The sequence below is a fragment of the Chryseobacterium sp. TB1-D10 genome (assembly GCF_059803555.1).
Map to the genome: position 1 here is coordinate 141,657 of NZ_JAPFHB010000009.1, position 21,881 is coordinate 163,537.

Consider the following 21,881-nt stretch of genomic DNA (forward strand, 5'->3'; position numbering starts at 1 on the left):
TATGAGAAGATTACCAATTTATTTCCTTCTGGATGTTTCAGAATCGATGATTGGCGAACCGATAGAACAGGTTCAGGAAGGTATCGCAACCATTATCAAAGAACTTAAGACTGATCCTTACGCCTTAGAAACAGTTTGGATTTCCATCATTGGATTTGCCGGGAAAAGCAAGACGATTACTCCTTTGCAGGATGTGATTGCCTTTTATCCGCCTAAAATTCCGATTGGCAGCGGAACTTCTTTATCGAAAGGTTTGGAAGAACTGATGAATGCTATCGACAGAGATGTCGTAAAAACAACGTACGAAAGAAAAGGCGACTGGAAACCGATTATCTTTCTATTCACAGACGGAATTCCGACTGACGATTCCGAAAAAGCAATTAACCGTTGGAATACAGATTACAGAAGCAAGAGTAATCTTATAATCATTTCCATTGGTGACAATACCAATCTCAATCTTTTAGGACGATTATCCGAGCAGGTTTTGTTATTCAATAATACGGATAGCAATTCATATAAAGAATTTTTCAAATGGGTAACAGCATCCATTAAAACCACAAGCGAAAATATAAATAATACCAATAAAGAAGGAATTGATCTCACCAAATCAAATCCTGATATTGTTGAAAAAATAGACTTGACCAAAAGTCATTCGTTACCGGATAATAATTTTGTTGTCCTCAGTGGAAAATGTTCCACGAATGACAGAATGTATCTGATGAAGTTCAAAAAATCTTTGGAGGAATCGAGTGTTCCGGGATTCCAGACCAGATTTTATAAGATTGAAGGTGCTTATAAGATCGACGAAAATTCTTACAGAGAATATTCTTCAGATTCCAATATTTCAAATAAAATATCGAGCGAGGAACTTTATGGTAATCCAAGTTGTCCGTCTTGCGGGAATAATTTTGCCTTGGCGACCTGCGTTTGTGGCGGTATCCACTGCATCAATGCCGATGGAAATGCAAAATGTCCTTGGTGTGGCAATACCGGATTTTACGGAATGGCAGAAGGCGGATTTGACATTAACAGAACCTTAGGATAAACAATGGAAAATGTTTTACGCGATGTTTTAAAAGAAAATAGGATTGAGACCAATAAAGTTGTAGATTCTACCATAGAAAAACTTTTGAATAATGTCAAGATCAATGAATTATCAAAGTCCATCAATGATTTAAAAGCAAGAATATTAGAAATATTTAATATGACGAAGGAAATAGAAGAATTTAAAGAAAGCCACATTATGATTCCAAATGCCAATGCAAAAAAGGAATATGCTTTCGCATTTGATATGGCGCGGTTTCCTTCGATAAAAATTAAGGAAATCAAGAATCTGGATCTTGTAGGTCTGGAATTTGATGTTGAAAATGCAATTATTTTCGGAAGTCCGACAAGTGCCGATCAAATCGAAATTCAAATTGAATTCTTTAATAAAGATGATGAGAACTTTGAATTAAATATAAAAACCGTTCCATTCATCGTAAATGCTGATCCAAAAGACCTTTGGCTCAACAAACCAAGTCCTGAAAATAGCAGATTTCCCAAAGAAGAAAACCTGACTTACAATTCTGGATTTTTAGATAAAAAAATTGTGGTGGCCTCCAAAAGAGGAAGGTCACACGCGCACGAAGGTACTTTTCGCGATGATGATTTTCTTGTGAAATCTCTACCGGATAATTGGGCTGTTGTTGCAGTTGCCGATGGCGCTGGATCTGCAAAATTTGCCCGAGCTGGGTCGAAATTTGCCACCGAATATATCATTCAAAATTTTGATAACGAAACTTTCTTACAGATTTTATCGTCAGAGGTTGACAGTTATTTTGATGGTCAATCAGCTGATGAATCCAAATTTAAAAACAAAACCTTCATCATCAACAGTCTTTACAAAACGGTAAAACAACTGAACGAAGCACTAAGTGATTATGCAACTTCGGAAGAGATCAACCTAAAAGATCTTCACACAACTTTGATTTTTTGCCTTGTCAAAAAATTTGATTTTGGTTATGTGATTCTATCATTCGGCGTTGGAGATTGCCCAATTAATGTGATTGGAAAAGATGAAACTGATGTTAAATTACTCAACATTCTTGATGTTGGAGAATTCAGTGGAGGCACAAGATTTATCACGATGTCGGAGATCTTCAGCAGACCAGATATTGCAGACAGATTTGGGATCAATTGTTTTCCTGATTTTTCTAAATTAATTCTAATGACAGATGGAATCTATGATCCAAAGTTCGTTGTGGAAAGTAAACTAGAGAATTTGGAAAGCTGGAAAGATTTTCTCAATGATCTAAACGGAGAGAATGAAGAAAATACAAAAGTTGATTTTGTGAACGATCAAAATATAGAAGTCCAATTATCCGATTGGATGGATTTCTGGAGCAAGGGAAACCACGATGATAGAACTTTAGCTGTAATATATTAGGATATGAATACAATCAAAGTTAATTCCATCATAGATCCATCGAAATCATACGAATACATCGATGATGGCAATCCAAAAAGAGGCGGTGTGAAAGATGTCTATTTTTCACCCGATCGAAAATATGTGGTTGCATTTTTCAGAGATCCGCTGGATTTTAATCAAAAAGAAAGGATAAAGAGAATTGTTTCTCTTTATCTTGAAAATATCAAAAAAGGAAACACTGCAGATTATTTCCTGGACGAGATTTTCCGTTGGCCTTCTGATGCCGTAGAAAAGAATGGAAAAACGGGCGTGATCGTACCTATCTACAACTCCAAATTTTTCTTCAAAAAAGGCTATTCCAGAGATGAGACCATCAAAGGCGGGGAGAAAGTGGGCAAATGGTTTACTACGCCTTCATTCAGAAATAACCAATATCCGCTGGCTTTGGATAAATCTGAATTGGGAGATTGGTTGAGCTATTTTCAGATTGCAATTAATATTTCCCGTGGTGTAAAAAAAATGCATCAGATGGGATTGGCGCATTCCGATCTGTCATACAACAATGTTTTGGTAGATCCTGTTACGAAATCGGCAACGATTATTGATATAGATGGTTTGGTGGTTCCGGGATTATTCCCACCAGAAGTGATTGGAACAGCAGATTTTATAGCACCGGAAGTCCTTAAAACAAAACATTTACCACTTCACGATTCAAATAGAATCTTGCCAAATCAAAAAACCGATCTGCATGCATTGGCCGTTTTAATCTATATGTATCTGCTAAGACGACATCCATTGCGAGGCGGGAAAATCTGGGATTTGGATTCGGAAAGAGATGAGGTTTTATCGATGGGAGAAAAAGCGATTTTTGTGGAAAGTTCTACTGACACGATGAATCGCGTAAAAGTGGATCATCTCAAAAAATGGAATATGTTTTGGGGCGATCCTCAAAAAATTCCTTACACAGTTACTGGTCCTTATTTATCGGAATTATTCAAAAGAGCATTCGTGGATGGTCTGCACAATCCAATGCTTCGTCCAATCGCTAACGAATGGGAGACGGCATTGCTTAAAACTGTGGATTTGATCCAGCCCTGCAGTAATCCAAATTGTGATGAAAAATGGTACGTCTTTGATAACACTTCGAAACCAAAATGTCCTTTCTGCGGAACACCTCACAGAGGAACTTTGCCAGTTGTTGATCTGTATTTTAAATTCAAAGATAATGTCTGGAAACCGGAAAATCACAGATTAATGGTCTATCACAACCAATATCTTTTCAAATGGCACGTTTCAAAAAAAGTCATCCGTAATGAAAGTCTGACGGCCGAGGACAAAAAACCGGTTGGCTACTTTACATTTCACCAAAACAGATGGGTTTTAGTAAACCAAAGTCTGCCGGATATGAAGGATGTGACTGAAAATAAACCAGTTCCCATCAACTCTATGGTAGAATTGAGCGATGGAAAAAAAATAATGTTGTCCGATGAAGAAGGCGGACGATTAATGTACATAACTTTGACAAATAAATAATTTAAATATGGATAAGAGTATTATCGATTTGCACCCAGGTCTTGTAGCGGGTTTTGCTGTAGTAGTATTTATAATGCTGCTGCTGGATTTAGGCGTTTTCAACAAGAGGGCACACGAAGTGTCTTCAAAAGAAGCAACCATTTGGTCAATCATTTGGATTTCCCTGTCGATGGCATTTTCTGGTGTTGTGTATTGGGTTTTCAACCAGGATGCAGGCGGTCACGATTTAGCTATTGAAAAGTTCACACAATTTCAAGCTGCCTATTGGATTGAAAAAGCATTGTCTGTGGATAACCTTTTTGTTTTCATTCTGGTATTTGGATTTTTCAAGGTTCCAAGATATTTACATCACAAAGTATTATTCTGGGGAATTATTGGCGCATTAATTTTCAGAGCTATTTTCATTTTTGCAGGTGTAGGAATTATCAACCTGACTTATTTGCCTGAATGGATCGTTTTCGGAACGCCGGTGAAGATCAATGTCGTGATGACACTTTTTGGATTGTTCCTTGTATATGCTGGGATCAAATCCTGGGGAGATGGAGATGGAGATGATGATGAAGATTACAGCGAAAGTGCTGGTGCGAGACTTGTGAAAAGATTTTATAAAGTTTCTGACAACTATGTTCAGGACAAATTTTTCACAGTACAAAATGGTATTAAAATGGCGACTCCACTTTTGGTAGTTGTAGCAGTAATTGAGTTTACAGATGTCTTATTTGCTGTAGATTCTATCCCGGCGATTTTTGCAATTTCAAAAGATCCGTTTATCCTTTATACTTCTAATATTTTTGCAATATTGGGTCTAAGATCTCTCTATTTCTTACTATCCAATTTCATTCACATGTTCAGCAAATTACCTTATGGTTTAGCTATTATTTTGAGTTTCATTGGGGTTAAGATGATCATTTCTCCTTGGTATCATATTTCGTCTCCAATATCTTTGGGAATTGTTGGAAGTATTTTGATCCTATCTGTCCTTATTTCGATTATGTTTCCGGATAAAGAGGAAGCTAAATAATATATTTTATATAAAAATACTATAGTAATAAGAATCCTAAAAACCTCATCTGCGATGAGGTTTTTTTGTATAAAAGACGAAAATCTCTCAGAACAGAGATTTAATAAAAAAAACAACCAGCTGAAATTCAACTGGTTGTAATTTTACAATTGTAGACCCACAGGGATTTTCACCTACCATTGCTTAAAGCCTCAATAAATATATAAATTGTACATTTTCAATGAATTACTATTTTTATTAATTTTATGATATTCAATAAATCTATTTGGATATCATAAAAAATGGCTGTAATTTTGGCTGTAATTTATTTTAATATTGAGATGATAAATATAAAAAGAAAAATCAACATTGTTTTGGAGAAAAGAAAAAAAGACGGTGTAATAGTTAATCATAATGTTCCGATTTTCTTCCGTGTAACTTTCAATTCAAATAGAGTGAATCTTTTTACAGGTTTTCGTGTTGATAGAAATAATTGGGACGAGAAATTATCTCAAATTAAGAAAGGTATTTCTAATATTAATGGGGAAACTATTGAAGAGATTAACACTAAACTGAGTAATCTTGAGAATGATTTACAGGCTTTTTTCATTAAATGTCAGGTTGAAGATAGAATTCCTGATCTAGATGAATTGAAAATTAGTTTTGGACAGGTTAAAAATAAAGGCAATACAAAAGAGAAAAAAGCTATCAAAACTGATGAAAAGGAAATGGAAATTGAAACTTTTTTCGATACCTTTGATAAATTCACAGATTATTCTGGAAAAGTAAATAATTGGACGATTGATACGTATAAAAAATTTGACGCACTAAAAAATCATTTACTTTCATTCAACCCAAATCTTACTTTTGACAATCTCAATTCCGAAGGTCTTCCAAAATTACTTTCTTATTTTTCTAATACGTTGAAGTTAAACAATGTTACAACGAAAAAGTATTTGAAAAATCTAAAATGGTTTTTGAGATTCGCTGTGAAAAATAATTATTGTGATAATCAATATTTTCAACAGTTTGCACCAAAAATAAAAACGGCGGACAAAGTTGTGGTTTTCTTGTCTGAAGAAGAAATTCTTAAAATTAAAAATTTAGAAATCTCTCAAACCAAAAAATATCTCGAAAGAGTACGTGACGTCCTTCTCTTTACGTGTTTTACAGGATTGAGATATTCCGATGTTCAAAAACTAAAAAAGACAGACATCAAAAATGATAAACTTTATATTGTTACCAAGAAAACGTCTGATTCCATCACAATTGAGTTAAATGATATTTCCAAAGAAATATTAGAAAAATATTTAGAAATCGAAACAGAAATGGCGTTGCCAGTAATTTCAAATCAAAAAATTAATGAATATTTGAAAGAGTTGGGACGTTTAGCCGAAATAGATGAACCGATAAATCACACTTACTTTATCGGAAATAGTAGAAAAGATGACACCAAACCAAAATTTGAATATTTTTCTTCACATATTGGCAGACGTACATTTATTTGCCTTTGTATTTCAAAAGGAATTCCAATTCACGTCGTTATGAAATGGACAGGACATTCGGACTATCAATCGATGAAACCTTATATTGATGTAGTAGATTCCACAAGAGAAGTTCAAATGCAAAAACTTAACATCATATGAAAATATCTGAACACCTTGATACAACACTAAAATTAGAAAAATCACTAAATAATTTAAACAGAGATAATCTATCAAAATCTTTGATTGATAATCTATTTGAATATTCAAAATCTTTGAACGAAATTGAATTTAGTGAATTATTTGAACACAAAAGACCTGGTTTAATTTACAAAGAATACAAAAATTCCATACAGAGATTGAAATTTCTTATTCATTATAAAAAGGATGTTTTAGGATTTAATAAAATTTCAAATCTAATAGATAAAGAATCTGCGAAAGAAAAAAGCGAATGTGATTTTCACTATAAGCAATTACGTGAAATTAGTTCAGAAGAAAGAGAACTGAATTCCAAATTAGAAAGTTGGGCTTACAAATATGCCAATGATTCAATTGAAATTAAGCAATTAAATGATGAATACGAAATAGTTAAGAAAAAATACAACAATGAACAAAATATTAGTTCTTCTTTGTATCAAAAATGGGAATCTAAAAAACGTGGTTTGTCTTATCTTTTAAACATTAATCCTATTGAAATTACCAATCAAATTAATGAGATTGAAAATCAACTTTTAAGACTTGATCATTTCGAGAAATATTCCGAAAAATTGTTGAAAGAAGAAAGATTGGTTTATTTTATCCATAAAATTTTTGTCGAATTAAAATTAATCAAGCATATCGGCTATGTGGAATTTTCTAATCAACTATTAGAAAGTAAAATAATGACATTGGAAAAAGAGCAAAAAAAAGACAGAAATATCGCTTATGCAATCAATTGCATTGCAAATGAATTTATTTTACCTGAATCAGCCACTAATTGGAAAAAAGATATGGTAGATTATTTTGAAATAAAAGATTTTGAAAAGAAAATCAATCCTTCTGAAGAAAATAAAAACGAAATTGACAAGGAAATTGACGACATTATTTCTCTCGCAAAAATGAACTCCTTTTAATCTCATAAAATTGATTAAAATCAATAAACATTTCAAAAAATCACATTTTGACACACTTAGAATTTTATAGAATCTCAAAATAGTTTAAAATATTATAATTTATTGAAAATCAGCACAAATAATTGTGCTGATTTTTATTTTGAATTTTTCTGAATTTCAAAAACTTCCAAATTTTGTATCAGAAAATTTTAAAACAATGGATACACAAAATTTATTATCAAAGCCTATTTGGCAAATGACGGGGGAGGAATTTTTGACACTAACAAAAACAGAAAACCAGAACAAAACAGAAAAGATTCAGTCTGAATCATCAGCGAAAGCAAATCCAAAATTGGTTTATGGTATTCGTGGAATTGCAAATCTTTTTGATTGTTCTATTGCAACTGCAAATCGAATTAAAAAAAGTGGTGTAATTGATGGGGCAATTTTCCAACGAAACAGAACCATAGTCGTAAATGCAGACGAAGCCCTCAAATTATTTAATGACAGTGAGAAAAAATAAAACTCAGGTTATTCATTAAAAAAAATCAGGCTGTTAAACTGAAGTAGATGGGAAAAGCTCAAAAACGGTATCAAACAGAAGCAGGTTCAGTCACGGTCTTTGATAAGGTCATCAAATATCTGAACCAAAAATACAAAGTCCGGTACAATGAAGTTGCTTTAGAATTTGAAATCCGTACCGAAAATGAAGATTGGGACGAACTCAATATCAATTCCTTGTTTATTGAGTTGATTCAATTTGGGATTAATATCACTTTGAATAAGTTGGAGATTTTGCTGAAAAGTCATTGGATAGAGAAATACAATCCGATTGAAAATTACTTTAAAAATCTACCAAAATGGAACGGTGAGAATCATATTCAAAAGTTAGCAAATTACATCACGACAACCGATAATGCATCGTTTCAAAATCATTTTGAAAAATGGTTAACGAGAGCGGTTTTGTGTTCACTAAAGAAAGGGTACGTCAACAAACAATGTTTCGTTTTGTTCAATACCAAACAAAATTCTGGAAAGACAAGTTTTTTGAGATTCCTGATTCCAACCGAATTAGAAAAATATTATACCGAAGATATTGGAATTGATAAAGATGGATTGATTTCTCTTTGTAAATCTTTGATTATCAACATTGATGAACTTTCGGTGATGTCTAAAATTGATGTGAATACGCTGAAATCCTTTATTTCCAAAAATACTATTAATGCAAGATTACCTTACGACAGAAAATCGTCATTAATGCACAGAACGGCTTCTTTTTGTGGTTCCACTAATCGTTCTGATTTTTTAACCGATGAAACAGGAAGTGTGCGTTGGCAAATTTTTGAAGTGTTGGAAATTGATTTCAATTATTCTAAGGAAATCAATATTAATCAAGTTTGGGCTCAAGCATATTTCAATGCTTTTGAAAGAAAAAACTACAATCCGGAACTCACTGCTGAAGACATTCTGGAAAACGAGAAACGGAATGAAAAATACAAACAAATCAGTTTGGAGCAGGAAATTATTATCACTCATTTTGAAAAATCTGAAAATAAAAATGAATTCCTCACTGCAACTGATATTATGTTGGCGATGAATAATGCTTTGGGAGTTCGGTTAAACATTATAAAAATCGGAAAAGCATTAACGGTTTTAAATTATGAACGGATAAAACATTCCAAAAGACAAGTCTATGGTTATGTAATCAAACGAAAAATCGAAGAATCAAAAAACGAATAGTAGCAAATCGACTTACCTCAATTACCAACTTACCTAAAATCTTTTAAAACTATTATTAATAAAGGTTTTTCTAATAAGGTAACATTAAAATTTCTTCTTACCTAAGTTACCAATTTATAAACTTTGAAAAGGTAAATAGGTAGAAAAAGGTAACTGACAAAAATTAACCAAAACTCTTTCTAACAAAGACTTTGGTAGAAAGGTAAGAAGATTCTGAAAAAACTTACAAAACTTTAAAATATTAAAAAAATGAACTGTAAAACCGCAAACGAAAATATTAATATTAGAGAGATTTTGGATAGTTTTTCTCTTTTTCCAAGCAAAGAAAATTTGAAATCAGCATTTTATTTTGCTTTTGACCGAAAAGAACGGACACCAAGTGTAATCGTCAATTTTGGAAAAAATACAGCTTTCGATTTTGGAACTGGCAAACAATACGATAATGTTTCTTTGGTTCAAGCCATTAAAAAGTGTTCGGTTTCTGAAGCATTGGAATATCTGAGACAATTTGAATTTTCAAGTTTTGATAGAAATGACAATTCGAAAAATAAACAAAATTCTGATAAAAAGTCAAAAACCAATTATGAGATTTTGGAAATTAAAAATGTAGAACGTTCTTCACTTTTGAGTTATTTAAAATCCCGAAATCTGGAAAGTCAAAAATCGGATTTAAAGGAAATTTATTATTTGCTTCATGACAAAAATTACTTCGGACTTGGTTTCAAAAACAATTCAAGCGGTTACGAAATCCGCAATAAATATTCAAAAATCTGTCTCGGAAAAAAGGATATTTCTACGATTAAAAACGGAAGTGAAACGTTGAGAATTTTTGAAGGATTTACGGATTATTTATCATTCAAAATTTTGGAAAAATCACTCGAAAAAGAACCTTCGGATTACCTGATTTTAAATTCGGTTTCTATACTTTTCAAAGCTAAAACTGAACTTGAAAACCATCAAAAAGTTGAACTCTATTTTGATAATGATGAAGCTGGAAATTTGGCAACCGAACAATTAATCAATCTACATAAAAATATCACAGACGAACGTTTGCTCTACAAAAATCACAAAGATTTGAATGCGTTTTTGATGAATAATGAAATTAAAGAAGAACGTCGTCCAAAATATGGCAGATAGTGAGTGGCAAAAAGTACCCAATGTTTACAAAAAGCGTGGACGCTAATTGTAAAATTGGAACTTTTTGGTTTTTTCCTATCGTCAAAAACGTCTTGAAAAACAAACTGAATGTTGATAAATAATAAATACACAAAAATATGGAGAATGATTTTTTGAAAAGTTTTGTCCTGAAAGTCTCCCGTGAGCAGGAACAAAAAAAAGAGACGGAAAAAAGGAAACAATACTTCCGTGAACTCGGAAAAAAAGGAGGGCTGAAAAAGAAAAGTGCGAACCATCTTTTACGAGTTGTTTCCGTGCGATTTACCGAAAAGGAATTTAAGTTTCTGGAGGACGAAGCTAATAAATACAGTTTGAAAATTTCGACCCTTCTTCGAATGGTAGCAACAAAAGAGGAGTTGAAAGCTAAGGAATTTGAAACTGATAAAATCCTTTTGGAATATGGCAATAACTTTATCCGAATCACCAACCTTTTGCGAAATTCCGAATGGTCTGCTTTTGAAAATAAAAAAAATATCCTGCTGGAAATCGAAACCGTTTTGACATTGATAAAACAATACCTCTATCAAAAGATTCACGAACGGGAGAATCTGATGAATGAAGAATTATGAATAATTCGGCAACAACAAGACTGATTTCCAAAATCGCTTTGGAATACAACGGAACTGACAAAGGAACGGCGAAGATGCTTGGAACAAACAATCTTCTCGGAAGCAGTCCTGAAGAACAATTTTTGGAAATGAAAGCAATAGCAAAAAGAAATTCCAATGTCAAAAAATGGGCTTTGACAGGTTATATCTCACCACCAAAAGAAACAGGCGACCAACTTTCTGATGCAGAACTGGCGAAAATCACGATACAGGCTCTTGCAAAAGTCGGAGTTTCGGAAAACAACCAATATCGCTTGGATGTCCACAATTCTACGAAACAAAAGCATATTCATTTCGTGGTAAACCGGATTGACACTTTTGGAAAATGTACGGTCAAATCCCACAATATCGGGGAGAATTTCGGTAAGGCTGTAAGGGAAATCTGTAGAGATTTGGGTATAAAGACAGACATCGAAACAGGCATTGATAAAAGAAATGAGATGTATGAGAATCTGGTTGCCAGTATCGGAAATTCTAAAAATTTTGAAGAGCTGGTTTTGGAAATGTCGAATCGGGGTTATTTGGTTTCATTGTCGAGCAATGTCAAGGTCGGGATTTCGGGAATGAGAATCGTTCTTAAAACAGATATCAACGATGAAACCTCACGTCAGTATAAAGCAGGATACAAGCTTTCGGAAATTACTAGCAAGCTGAAAATATCGGAAATAAAGAAAATCTTTGAAGATAAAACAAAACGCTCGGAACAATTGAAAACATCAAATGATTCGGAATTTCTTAGACAAAATAAACGGAATGAGGATTTGAGAAATAATGAAATGAAAATAGAGAACAATAAAAAATTTAAACGTTAAAAATTATGGACAATACACAAAAAGACGGAATGGAGATTTTGAATCAAGTTATAGAATCCTGTAAAGCAAATATTGAATCTAACACAGAAACTAAAGCTTCAGTTGAAGATTATATGAATGTATCTTCAGAACTTGAACAATCTGTATCGGCTTTGATAAATATAATCGATGAAACATCAAGAACTTATCAAAAAGAAAATGAAATATTTAAGAAAACCGTAAGTCAAATCCCGAAAATAATTATTGCGGAATTATCTCAGCAAAGTATTGAAGCTTTACGAAAATCGAATCTTGTTTGGGGTATTTTTGGTGCAATTTTACTGTCATTTTCGACAATTCTAATAAGTGGAAATCTTGCATTCAAATGGTATTCCGAAAGTATCCGTTCCAAAAGCGAGCTTAGAGAGGAAATCCTTTCCGAATTTGAAAAGGATGGAAAACTGCTATATCCTAAAGACGACATTCAAAAATTAGAAAACAACACCGAACTTGTACAAAAATGGATTAATAAAAACCCGAAAGATGCGGAGAAATTCCTGAGATTCAAAGATGGTTACGAAGCTAAATAGGTCTATTGTCTTTATTTTTTTTAAAGTTTGGAAAACAAAATAGTAAGTGGGTTGGAAAATATTAAAAATAAACAGAACCAAAAGAGTAGATTAAAACGGTAAATATTTGAAAATTTATTCTTAATAGTCTTAAATCATACATAATAATTTATATAAAAATTGCACAATTAAAAATTTATTTTAAATTTGCTATAGTCAAATTTTATAAAAAAATATTATGAATGCAGAAAATTTTACTCAACTAGATCAAGAAGTTGAAAAAAATGAATTATTAGAAAATTTCCAAATGGAAGAATTGGAACAAAGATTTGAAATGAAGGCTTGGGACGTAAGTGTATCTGCACCTACAATGTTTGATGCTGGTGAAACAATTGAAACCAATACTACTGCCGTTGGAGGTAGTGCCACTTGGACATTTTAAAAAGTAACAGCTAATACAATCTATGTATTAGCTGTTTTTATATTTCAATTTTTATGAGAGTAGTTTTTTTTACAACAATTTTGTTGATATCCTCACAAATTAACGCACAGTTACTTCCAAAGTATACTGATTCTCTTAAATATAAAAAAGATACTGCAATATTAGGATTAAGCAACAAAAAAGAAATAGTAATAGATTTTAAAAAACCACAAAAAAAGAGTGGTTTTAATTTTTCTCTTGGAAAAGAAAAAGAAGTTATTTACAGAGATAATTTTACAAATCGGATTTATTTTCAAAATGGATTTGATAGAACATTAATATATCAAAGAGATAATACAACTAAATGAAGTCCATATTATTTTTAATAGCCTATTTGGGGTTATCATTACAATTTTATTTTCCTCAAAATATCAAAGTAAGAATTATTGATTCTGAAGAAAACAAACCTCTTCAAAATGTTAGAATTATGTCTGATAATGTGGTGCTGTATAGTAACGATGATGGGGAAGTAGAACTAAAAAATGATAAGAAACCACTGAATATTTTTGCTCAAGGATATGAAGAGTTAACATTGGAGTCTTTAACTCCTATTATAAAATTAAAGCCATTATATAAAGATATTGAAGAGGTGAAAATATCCAAAATAGATATAAGGCAAATGTTTCAAAATGCTTTAAAAGATTATCTAAGCATATATTACAGTAAGCCCTCTCTATATCAATCTACAATAAAGCAAAAAGGTTATATTGATGGGAAAATGATTAACCTTTTAATAGCCAATATTGACATATGGGCTTTAGCAAATGCCTATAATTTTAAGGCACAAGATAATGTCGACTCTTTTGTCCAAATCGGCTTTAACAACATTAAATATTTTAAAACTAAAGTATCTTCTAATGATTATCCCTTTAATACAGATATTCAAATAACTCCCAAAAACTTTATTCAGAAGTTATTTTTTAATAGTGAAATTATTGGTTTTTTAAATGATACAAAAAATAGTGTATTTGTTTCAAAAATACTTTCAGAAAACCAGAACATTCAAATTATTTATTTTGAAACAAAAGATGAAATAAATACATATAAAGGAAAATTTACATATAGCAAAACAGACAAAGTCATTAGTAGTTTTGATCTTTATATAACAAATATGTCTCAGTCGTTCAAGAACAAGAACAAACGAGGAGAAGCTTACGAAGGTGTAGCCACTTCAAATAATATCAAATATGATTTTTATAAAAAAGACGGAAAATATCTACCAGCTTTAGTTTATACCGAAATTAAAGGTTATGCGCTATACAAAGAAAAAAAGTATCCCGTTTCATTTATTCAAGAAATAAATTTTCAAAAATTTTTAGAATCAGATAAAAAAGGATTGAAAAATAAAATTGATTTAAATAAAAATCTAACCGAAAATATTGCTAATAAAGAGATTAAAGAAAATAATACTTTACTTTCCAAAGAAGAACAGAAATTTATTGATGAGCCATAAAAAGAAATCTCCAGAATTTTACGAATATTATCCTAAACTATTTCACGATTATTTTCCAGATATAGATAAGGTGACAATAGACCTGCTTTCAAAAGCAGGCTTTTATTTTTATCAATCTATTTTGCAATTAGATGCTGTTATTGATAATCAAGAAAATCATAGAATATTTAATGTTTTAGATTTACAAGAGAATGCAATAAAAATTTTATCCACAATATATGAAGATGGTAACAATTTTTGGAATCTTTGGGAAACAAGAAAAAGAGAGTTTCGCAAGGCAATATCATTAGAAAAAAACCTTTGGAATAATCCAAGTGAAGAGAATTATAATAAAGTTGCAGATATGAAATCTGCCTTTGGAAAAGTAGCTATTGATAGTTTATTTATTTTTTCAGAAAATAGTAACAATAGCGAAATTTATAATTTACTGCTCGAATCTCATAAATATTTTTCGATAGGGTTTCAATTATATGATGATATTATAGATTTCACAGAGGACTTTAACAAAAAACAATTTAATTGGGCGGTATATGAATTATCCAAAACATTAGACTTTTCCAAATATAAATATGATGTAAATATTTTAAATAAGTTGTTTTATATAGATGGAACAAGTGTTATTCTTTTTGAAAAATCAATTTATTATTTGGAGAAGGCTAAAAAAGTAATTGAAAAATTGCCACCGGATAGTTTGTGGCTGGATACAATCTGCGACTTTGAAAAAACAATTCTTCAAACCAAGGATTCAGTTAATGGTTATGTCAAAACAATAGAAGAAAAAGCAAATACAAAAAGAAAATTAATTCAAGAAGATTACTTTTTTGATTTTAATAAAGTCACAATAGACTTTTTTTTTAAAGGCTTGCAATTCATTAAGAGTGATTTTCTTCAAAATTATGTTGATTTAAAGCATTTTATGTATTTAGGAGGTATGGAAGGATTCGAGAATGAAATTGATATCCATTCTTCAGATACTTTTCAAAGAGCATTATTGAATGATTGTTTGTTGGAAATTGCACATTCTTTTAATCTTAATCTTCAAGTTTTTATTGAAAAAGAAAATCAATATATAGAAGGAAGACAAAATAAGGACAATATTGGAGCTTGGTCTTATTTTCCAACTGTTCAGGAAATAGCAGCAGATATTGACGATCTAGGGCAAATTATGCAACAGTTTATCAAAACAGGAAATGGGAAATTGGTAGATAAATATTGTATAAAAGCAATTAGTATTGCCGTATCTGAAAGAACACAGCCTAGTGGTGGAATAGAAACTTGGATTCTTCCTAAAGTAAATCTTACTGAAAAACAGAAAAAACAGGATTTATTCAATTCTACCAAATGGGGAAAAGGGGCAGATGTGGAAGTTGTAGCCAACTTTGTATATGCTTTAACCTTATTAGATTCAGAAAAATACAAGTCCACCATAGAAAAAGCAATCAAGTATATTATTTCAGAGCAAAAAGAGCAAGGGTATTGGGAGAGCAGATGGTACTATGGTAAACTTTATGGTACATATGTTTGTCTGAGGTTGCTTAATGAGTTTCCTACACAATATGGAGCTGTCAAGCAGAAAATAAAAGACTTTTTGATTGGTTTCCAAAATGCTGATGGAAGTTTTGATGAGAATCAATATAAAAATTTGTCAACTTCTTTTGCTATTTTTTGCATGAATTTATTAGAGTTTCCTGAACTTGAGAAAATGAAAAATAGCGCACAACAATTTTTAATAGAACATCAGCATGAAAATGGTAGTTGGAAGGCGGAAAATTTTATTAAACCTAAAGCCCATGAGCCTTACAAAAGTAAGACGCTTACTACTGCTTACGCATTAAAGGCTTTACTATAATGGAGGAAAGCCCTGTATATAAACTATCATCAGATATTGAATTTTCAAAATTCAATGAAAGTGAATATTTACTGCATAATGTAAAACTTAATAAATATACTAAACTGAATCAGAAATACTATGATTTATTAAGTTTAGCAGATGGGAGCAGAACAGTATCACAAATTAATATGGATTTTCAAAAAAGCCATAAAGTACCTATTTCAGATTCACAAATTATATTGCTTTTTGGTCAGCTAAAACAGTATGGAACTTTTGGTCACGATGATTCAATAAAAGAACAATCAAAAATTCCGGACTATATAAAATATGGTTTCATTTTTCTTAAACCAGAAGTAATTTCAACAATAGTTCCCTTCTTGAAACTATTGTTTGTCAGGAAAGTTTTTTATTCGGTTATTTTTTTTTCAATCATTATTTTTGGATATAGTATTTATACAAATTATTATAATAATCCGACTCTCAACTCTAATACTTTTGTGCCATATTTTATATTGCTACTTTTTATAAGTACTATTTTTCATGAGCTGGGACATGCAAGTGCATCCCATTTTTTCAAGGCAAGACATGGAGGAATTGGCTTTGGTTTTTACTTGTATTTCATACCAGCATTTTTTGCAGACGTGACGGATATATGGAGATTAAGTAAGTGGAAAAGAATTATAGTAAATAGTGCAGGTATTTATTTTGAAATTATTTTTTGCTTATTACTATTAATTATTGGTTTTTTTATAAAATATCATATACTGGAAATTTTGGCATTGGCTATTTCAGTAAAAGCATTATACAATCTAATCCCATTTTTGCGAGCTGATGGATATTGGATATTGTCAGACTTGTTGAACAAGCCTAATCTTAATTTCCATGCCATGAACAACTTAAAATTGATTCTATTATCTACTTTTAAAAATGAAAAGTCTATACTAACGAAAAAGGATTATCTTATTGCTTTATATGGGGGCTTTAACATTGTAATGATAGCTCTGTTTTTCTATTATCAAATATTTTTAAATTGGTATTCAATTATAAATTTTCCCATAACAATTTATAAAATAGTTATCTCAATCTTTCAATGGAAGTTTAATTTAAGCTTTAATGAATTATTCAAACTATTATCAGTCTTAATTTTTTACATTATAAGTGTCAAGATAATTTTAGGAATAATGAAGAGATAATTATTGTTTTTCAAACACACTAAATAATTGCACAATTTAAAGTTATAGAATTGACTTTTAAAATGAAATTTCATATAGAAAAATTAGCACCTAAATTAGCACCCGAAAATTAAAAAGCCTATAAACACGTTGTTTATAGGCTTTTTTTGCGGAGAGTGAGGGAAAGTAACTGCCTTAGTAGGAGCTTCCGGAAGTTGTAAACCACCATAATGAAATTGCTTCTTAAATTTTACAAACCTGTTAAGGGAAGTATCTTTTACAACTATGATGATTTAGAGATCATCTCACCGAAAAGTTTGAGAGAGAATTGTGGCGTAGTGATGCAGGACGGGTATATTTTTTCGGATACTATCGAAAGAAATATTGCAACAGGAGATGAAGAAATTAATAGGGAAAGATTACAAAATGCTACAAAAATAGCCAATATAGAAGGATTCATCGACAGTATTCCTTTAGGATATAACACCAAAATCGGAGCATCAGGAAATGGAATTTCAGGAGGACAAAAACAACGTATTCTGATTGCACGTGCCGTTTATAAAAATCCACATTACATCTTTTTTGATGAAGCAACTTCGGCATTGGATGCGGAAAACGAAAAGACAATTCATGACAACTTACAATCGTTCTTTAAAGGAAAAACAGTCCTGATTATAGCACATCGCCTTTCAACTGTAAAAAAAGCCGACCAAATCATTGTTCTAAAAAATGGACAAATTGTAGAACAGGGAAATCATCAACAATTGACAGCAAATAAAGGTGAATATTATAATCTTGTAAAAAATCAATTGGAATTAGGAAGCTGAATAAACTGTCTTGATTTTATAATTATGGCGTCTTGATTCATAAATCAATACAAAATAAGGGCTAAATCATTTTAGAAGAAGAAATAAATCAAAACCCTGTAAGTTAAAACTCACGGGGTTTTTAATTATGTTTCCTAAAATATCTTGAAATATCAAAAAAATAAAAAAGCCAATTTTACATTGCTTTTGGCTGTAAAATTGGCTGTAATTAATTTAAATCACTGATTATCAAGTGATATTGTAGACCCACAGGGATTCGAACCCCAGATGACTGCACCAAAAACAGTAGTGTTACCGCTACACCATAGGTCTGTCCTTTATTGTGGTGCAAATTTAGAGCTTTTTTCTGAACTTCCAAATAATTTTTAAAAAAAATTGCATAATTTTATAAAATAAATTTTCGCTAAGCCTAATGTTAATCGACCTTTCCAAACCTTTATCCAATCAAGGAACACCATCTAACGAATTTGAAACCAAAGTTTTAGACTTCATAAAAGAATGGTTTTCGAACTCAAAAACAGTAAAAATTCAGAGTTCTGGTTCTACCGGGATTCCAAAAGTTTTTGAGGTAGAAAAATCAAAAATGCTGAATTCTGCAGAGGTGACTTGCGATTTTTTAGGATTGAAAGAAGGAAACATCGCATTAATCTGTCTCCCGATAGAATATATCTCAGGGAAAATGATGGTCGTAAGAAGTATTCTAAGAAATTTAAAGTTGAAAATCGCTGAACCTTCCACGAATCCACTGCAAAACTTCAACCAAGAAATCGATTTTTGCGCAATGACACCTTTGCAGGTTGAAAATTCATTAGACAAACTTCATCTCATCAAAAACCTCATTATCGGTGGTGCATCCGTTTCCGAAACTTTGAAGAAAAAAATTCAGGAATCAGGAATCAAGAATCAGCAATCAAAAATTTTTGAGACTTATGGAATGAGCGAAACACTTTCTCACATTGCTTTGAGACAGATTTTTCCGAATCAGGCAGATTGGTTCACGGTTTTTGAAGGCGTTGAAATTTCCTTGGACGAGAGAGATTGTCTGAAAATTTTTGCCCCAAAATTGAATTCAGAAGAGTTGCAGACAAATGATTTGGTCGAAATTAATGATAAAAACCAATTCAGATTTCTCGGAAGATTAGATAACGTCATCAATTCCGGAGGCGCAAAGATTTTCCCCGAAGAACTGGAAAAACTAGTCAAACAAAACATTCCAAATGAAGCTATCTTTCTCGGAATTGAGGATGAAAAACTCGGACAAAAATTAATTCTGATAATCGAAGGAGAACATGACGAAAATATAAAATCTAAAATTCAAAATTTAGAATTTCAAAAGTCATTTCATAAACCAAAAGACGTTATTTTTGTAGAACAAATCCCAAGAACACCAAACGGAAAAGTGAGCCGGCTGGAATTGAAAAAATTAATTGAGAAATGAAAAACTTCACGTCCGAAATCAGCTACAAAACTTCCCGCTCTTCCGGCGCTGGCGGACAAAACGTGAACAAAGTGGAAACGGCTGTGACGGCGATTTGGAACGTTTCGGAAAGTTATTATTTCTCGGACGATGAAAAGCTGAGAATCTCGGATAAACTAAAAAACCGCATCAATTCCGAAGGTCTTCTGCAAATGACTTCCTCAGAAAGCAGAACGCAACTCGCCAACAAAAAAATAGTGACCGAAAAGATGCTGGAAATGGTAGAAAAATCACTCTTCATCCCAAAGTACAGAGTCAAAACCAAACCTTCAAAACGCCAAGTTCAAAAGCGAATCGACAACAAAAAGAAAATTTCTGAGAAAAAAGACAACAGGAAATTTAAATTTTAAAATCCGACAATTCTTCTATTTCTTTATTGATTTTCTGAGAATATTCTAGCTGTTTATCACGAATTCTCCCGTGATTCGTCACCGTTTCATAATCCTGCTGATAAGTTTTGTAATCATCATAAATTCTCTCATAATATTTCTGCAAAGATTTAGTATCCAAACTTTTATCACTTATTATTTTCCTAAATCTCCTTGCAAACAACTCAGCAATATCAAAATGACTTTGCTCGTGCATCAGAACATTATCCGTCTTATGTTCCGGATGCGCCCAGGATTTGGACGGAATAAAAAACGATTCAATCTTAACTTGTTTATCCGTGAATTTCTTAGTCGGACTATCCAGCAAATAGGACATTCCACAATAGGTTGTAGCTGCGGCTTGAGAAGTATTCGGCTTAGTCTGGGACTGAAAATCCGGCCACTCCAACTTTCGGTTTTCGTTCCAGAATATTTTGTCCTGAGCCTTCGTAAATCCTAAAAAAAAGATGAAACCAAGCAGCAAAAATTGTTTTATCATAACGATTAGATGATTTTTTTCTTCAAATGTTAATTTGTTACCATAAAACTTGTATTTTTACCTCCCTGCATTTTTAAAAAATGGAAAAAGAAATAAAAATCAATTTTGAAGTAATCCCGAGTTACGAACAGCTCAACGATATAGAAAAAACGCTTTTCGACAAAGCCAAATCCATCCGCGAAAATGCCTATGCGCCCTACTCCAATTTCTTCGTCGGATGTGCGCTTCTTCTGGAAAATGGCGAAATTATTACGGGAAGTAATCAGGAAAATGCAGCTTATCCATCAGGTTTGTGCGCAGAAAGAACGACCATTTTCTGGACATCTGCCAATTATCCGGATACTAAAATCAAAAAAATATTCGTGATTGGCGGCCCAAAAGACGTTTTGAGCTCCACACCAATTCCACCTTGTGGAGGATGCAGACAATCAATCTTGGAGTACGAAGCCAAACAAAAAGAAAAAATCGAAATCTATTTTGCATCGCCAAACGGAGAAATCATCAAGACAAAATCTGTAAGAGATTTGCTTCCCTTCTCGTTTGACGGGACTTTCTTATAATTTTTAAGAGCAAGACGATTGGTCTATCGTAGGACCTAACTCACCTGCTGTCCACTATATCTTTTTTTGCCTCGCCTAAGCCAGACAAAAAAAGGATGCCGTTCCCATCAGGGCTATGTTGAGGATTTGTACTTCTTTTCACTTTTTTTGATACTGGGTTTTCAATCCATTATCATTAAAAAACTTTTCCAATTCAGGATAAATATATTCACAAGACTCTCGCCAATCAAAAAATTTATTTGGAGAAGTTTCTACACCGCCACACTCAAAACAAATCTCCATTATCTCAAATATTTTATCATTCTCGTCATAAAATATCACGGCATTTCTGGGAAAGAAACAGCCTGACTGAGACCGCATATTAATATAATATTTATTGCAGGTATTAAAAAGAATATGAGTTAGTTGCGAAATTTCATTCAGATTAAGTGTCTTTGACTCCTCCACTTCTTTTTCGGACTGTGTTTCAATAATATCTCGAAAGTCTATAGACATTGGCCGATTGTAGAACTCATTCAGCTTTAAAGAATCTTCTTTTGTTTTTGCAGGAGGCTGCGCTGGTTGTGAATAAGTTTGTTTTGCAAATTGTAGATTATAAGAAACAATTTTTATTTTTGAAGCTTTGTTAAAAGGATAATTTTTAATTCTCAGTCCTAATGATATAGGTCTGTAATCCTTATTCAATTTTCCTTCAGATGAGATATAATAATCCAATTCTGCAATTGGATTTTTTTTATAATTGCTTCTTTTTTTTTGTCCAAAAATAAAAATTGAACAAAATATAAATAGTAAAACTGAAAATTTTCTCATT

22 protein-coding genes, 1 tRNA gene and 1 pseudogene are annotated in these 21,881 nt (G+C 31.9%); 21 read left to right on the forward strand and 3 right to left on the reverse strand.

Translation table 11 applies throughout. From position 1 onward, the window contains the following. The first annotated feature begins 1 nt into the window (after position 1). From OPU68_RS13695 to OPU68_RS13780, 18 genes and pseudogenes are all read left to right on the forward strand, one after another. On the forward strand, positions 2-1,045 hold the full coding sequence (locus OPU68_RS13695) for a TerY-C metal binding domain-containing protein (RefSeq protein ID WP_498474556.1): 1,044 nt from the start codon (positions 2-4) through the stop codon (positions 1,043-1,045). Positions 1,046-1,048: 3 nt separating this feature from the next. Next, complete coding sequence (locus OPU68_RS13700; protein WP_498474557.1) at positions 1,049-2,428, forward strand: PP2C family serine/threonine-protein phosphatase; 1,380 nt, start codon at positions 1,049-1,051, stop codon at positions 2,426-2,428. A 3-nt stretch (positions 2,429-2,431) separates the two neighbouring features. Further along, entirely contained in the window at positions 2,432-3,943 is a 1,512-nt protein-coding gene (locus tag OPU68_RS13705) for a helix-hairpin-helix domain-containing protein (protein WP_498474558.1), read from the forward strand. A gap of 7 nt (positions 3,944-3,950) precedes the next feature. Continuing rightward, complete coding sequence (locus OPU68_RS13710; protein WP_498474559.1) at positions 3,951-4,964, forward strand: TerC/Alx family metal homeostasis membrane protein; 1,014 nt, start codon at positions 3,951-3,953, stop codon at positions 4,962-4,964. A gap of 320 nt (positions 4,965-5,284) precedes the next feature. After that, the gene (locus tag OPU68_RS13715; RefSeq protein ID WP_078677376.1) at positions 5,285-6,589 is read left to right on the forward strand and encodes a site-specific integrase; all 1,305 of its coding nucleotides are present in this window, start codon (positions 5,285-5,287) and stop codon (positions 6,587-6,589) included. After that, positions 6,586-7,539: a hypothetical protein gene (locus OPU68_RS13720; protein ID WP_498474560.1), complete on the forward strand. Its 954-nt coding sequence runs from the start codon at positions 6,586-6,588 to the stop codon at positions 7,537-7,539. Before OPU68_RS13715 ends, OPU68_RS13720 begins: the two co-directional genes overlap by 4 nt. Positions 7,540-7,735: 196 nt before the next feature. Next, positions 7,736-8,041 (forward strand): DUF3853 family protein, encoded by a 306-nt coding sequence (locus tag OPU68_RS13725; protein WP_028123571.1) that lies wholly within the window; start codon positions 7,736-7,738, stop codon positions 8,039-8,041. Positions 8,042-8,088: 47 nt separating this feature from the next. Beyond that, entirely contained in the window at positions 8,089-9,258 is a 1,170-nt protein-coding gene (locus OPU68_RS13730) for a VapE domain-containing protein (protein WP_028123570.1), read from the forward strand. A gap of 249 nt (positions 9,259-9,507) precedes the next feature. Beyond that, the gene (locus OPU68_RS13735; RefSeq protein ID WP_028123569.1) at positions 9,508-10,395 is read left to right on the forward strand and encodes a DUF8464 domain-containing protein; all 888 of its coding nucleotides are present in this window, start codon (positions 9,508-9,510) and stop codon (positions 10,393-10,395) included. 137 nt (positions 10,396-10,532) lie between these two features. After that, a complete protein-coding gene (locus tag OPU68_RS13740; protein ID WP_028123568.1) occupies positions 10,533-11,003 on the forward strand; it encodes a hypothetical protein in 471 nt (156 codons plus the stop codon). Continuing rightward, complete coding sequence (locus OPU68_RS13745) at positions 11,000-11,854, forward strand: relaxase/mobilization nuclease domain-containing protein (protein ID WP_051259716.1); 855 nt, start codon at positions 11,000-11,002, stop codon at positions 11,852-11,854. Before OPU68_RS13740 ends, OPU68_RS13745 begins: the two co-directional genes overlap by 4 nt. Before the next feature lie 5 nt (positions 11,855-11,859). Then, complete coding sequence (locus tag OPU68_RS13750) at positions 11,860-12,423, forward strand: hypothetical protein (RefSeq protein ID WP_028123567.1); 564 nt, start codon at positions 11,860-11,862, stop codon at positions 12,421-12,423. Between the two features lie 217 nt (positions 12,424-12,640). Then, positions 12,641-12,844 (forward strand): hypothetical protein, encoded by a 204-nt coding sequence (locus OPU68_RS13755; RefSeq protein WP_028123566.1) that lies wholly within the window; start codon positions 12,641-12,643, stop codon positions 12,842-12,844. A 53-nt stretch (positions 12,845-12,897) separates the two neighbouring features. After that, positions 12,898-13,191: a hypothetical protein gene (locus OPU68_RS13760; protein ID WP_028123565.1), complete on the forward strand. Its 294-nt coding sequence runs from the start codon at positions 12,898-12,900 to the stop codon at positions 13,189-13,191. Then, positions 13,188-14,336: a hypothetical protein gene (locus OPU68_RS13765; RefSeq protein ID WP_028123564.1), complete on the forward strand. Its 1,149-nt coding sequence runs from the start codon at positions 13,188-13,190 to the stop codon at positions 14,334-14,336. Before OPU68_RS13760 ends, OPU68_RS13765 begins: the two co-directional genes overlap by 4 nt. Next, positions 14,326-16,185: a prenyltransferase/squalene oxidase repeat-containing protein gene (locus OPU68_RS13770; protein WP_034975277.1), complete on the forward strand. Its 1,860-nt coding sequence runs from the start codon at positions 14,326-14,328 to the stop codon at positions 16,183-16,185. Before OPU68_RS13765 ends, OPU68_RS13770 begins: the two co-directional genes overlap by 11 nt. Continuing rightward, the gene (locus OPU68_RS13775; RefSeq protein WP_028123562.1) at positions 16,185-17,360 is read left to right on the forward strand and encodes a zinc metalloprotease; all 1,176 of its coding nucleotides are present in this window, start codon (positions 16,185-16,187) and stop codon (positions 17,358-17,360) included. Before OPU68_RS13770 ends, OPU68_RS13775 begins: the two co-directional genes overlap by 1 nt. Positions 17,361-17,519: 159 nt before the next feature. Further along, positions 17,520-18,166: pseudogene (locus OPU68_RS13780) on the forward strand (ATP-binding cassette domain-containing protein); the annotation flags it as partial. Positions 18,167-18,407: 241 nt separating this feature from the next. Here OPU68_RS13780 and OPU68_RS13785 read toward each other — a convergent pair. Further along, positions 18,408-18,478 (reverse strand) — tRNA-Gln (locus OPU68_RS13785). A gap of 100 nt (positions 18,479-18,578) precedes the next feature. Here OPU68_RS13785 and OPU68_RS13790 point away from each other — a divergent pair. Together OPU68_RS13790 and arfB are read left to right on the forward strand one after the other, a co-directional pair. Continuing rightward, entirely contained in the window at positions 18,579-19,604 is a 1,026-nt protein-coding gene (locus OPU68_RS13790; protein WP_498474561.1) for an AMP-binding protein, read from the forward strand. Beyond that, the gene (arfB, locus tag OPU68_RS13795) at positions 19,601-19,993 is read left to right on the forward strand and encodes an alternative ribosome rescue aminoacyl-tRNA hydrolase ArfB (protein ID WP_498474562.1); all 393 of its coding nucleotides are present in this window, start codon (positions 19,601-19,603) and stop codon (positions 19,991-19,993) included. The genes OPU68_RS13790 and arfB overlap by 4 nt, the downstream gene beginning before the upstream one ends. Here arfB and OPU68_RS13800 read toward each other — a convergent pair. Continuing rightward, a complete protein-coding gene (locus OPU68_RS13800; protein ID WP_498474563.1) occupies positions 19,983-20,510 on the reverse strand; it encodes a DUF922 domain-containing protein in 528 nt (175 codons plus the stop codon). The two genes, arfB and OPU68_RS13800, sit on opposite strands and share 11 nt — an antisense overlap. Before the next feature lie 80 nt (positions 20,511-20,590). On the opposite strand from OPU68_RS13800, the gene cdd reads away from it, so the two are divergent. Then, entirely contained in the window at positions 20,591-21,070 is a 480-nt protein-coding gene (gene cdd, locus OPU68_RS13805; RefSeq protein ID WP_498474564.1) for a cytidine deaminase, read from the forward strand. 138 nt (positions 21,071-21,208) lie between these two features. On the opposite strand, the gene OPU68_RS13810 is transcribed toward cdd, so the two are convergent. Continuing rightward, positions 21,209-21,880 (reverse strand): hypothetical protein, encoded by a 672-nt coding sequence (locus OPU68_RS13810; protein WP_498474565.1) that lies wholly within the window; start codon positions 21,878-21,880, stop codon positions 21,209-21,211. Between the last annotated feature and the right edge of the window lies 1 nt (position 21,881).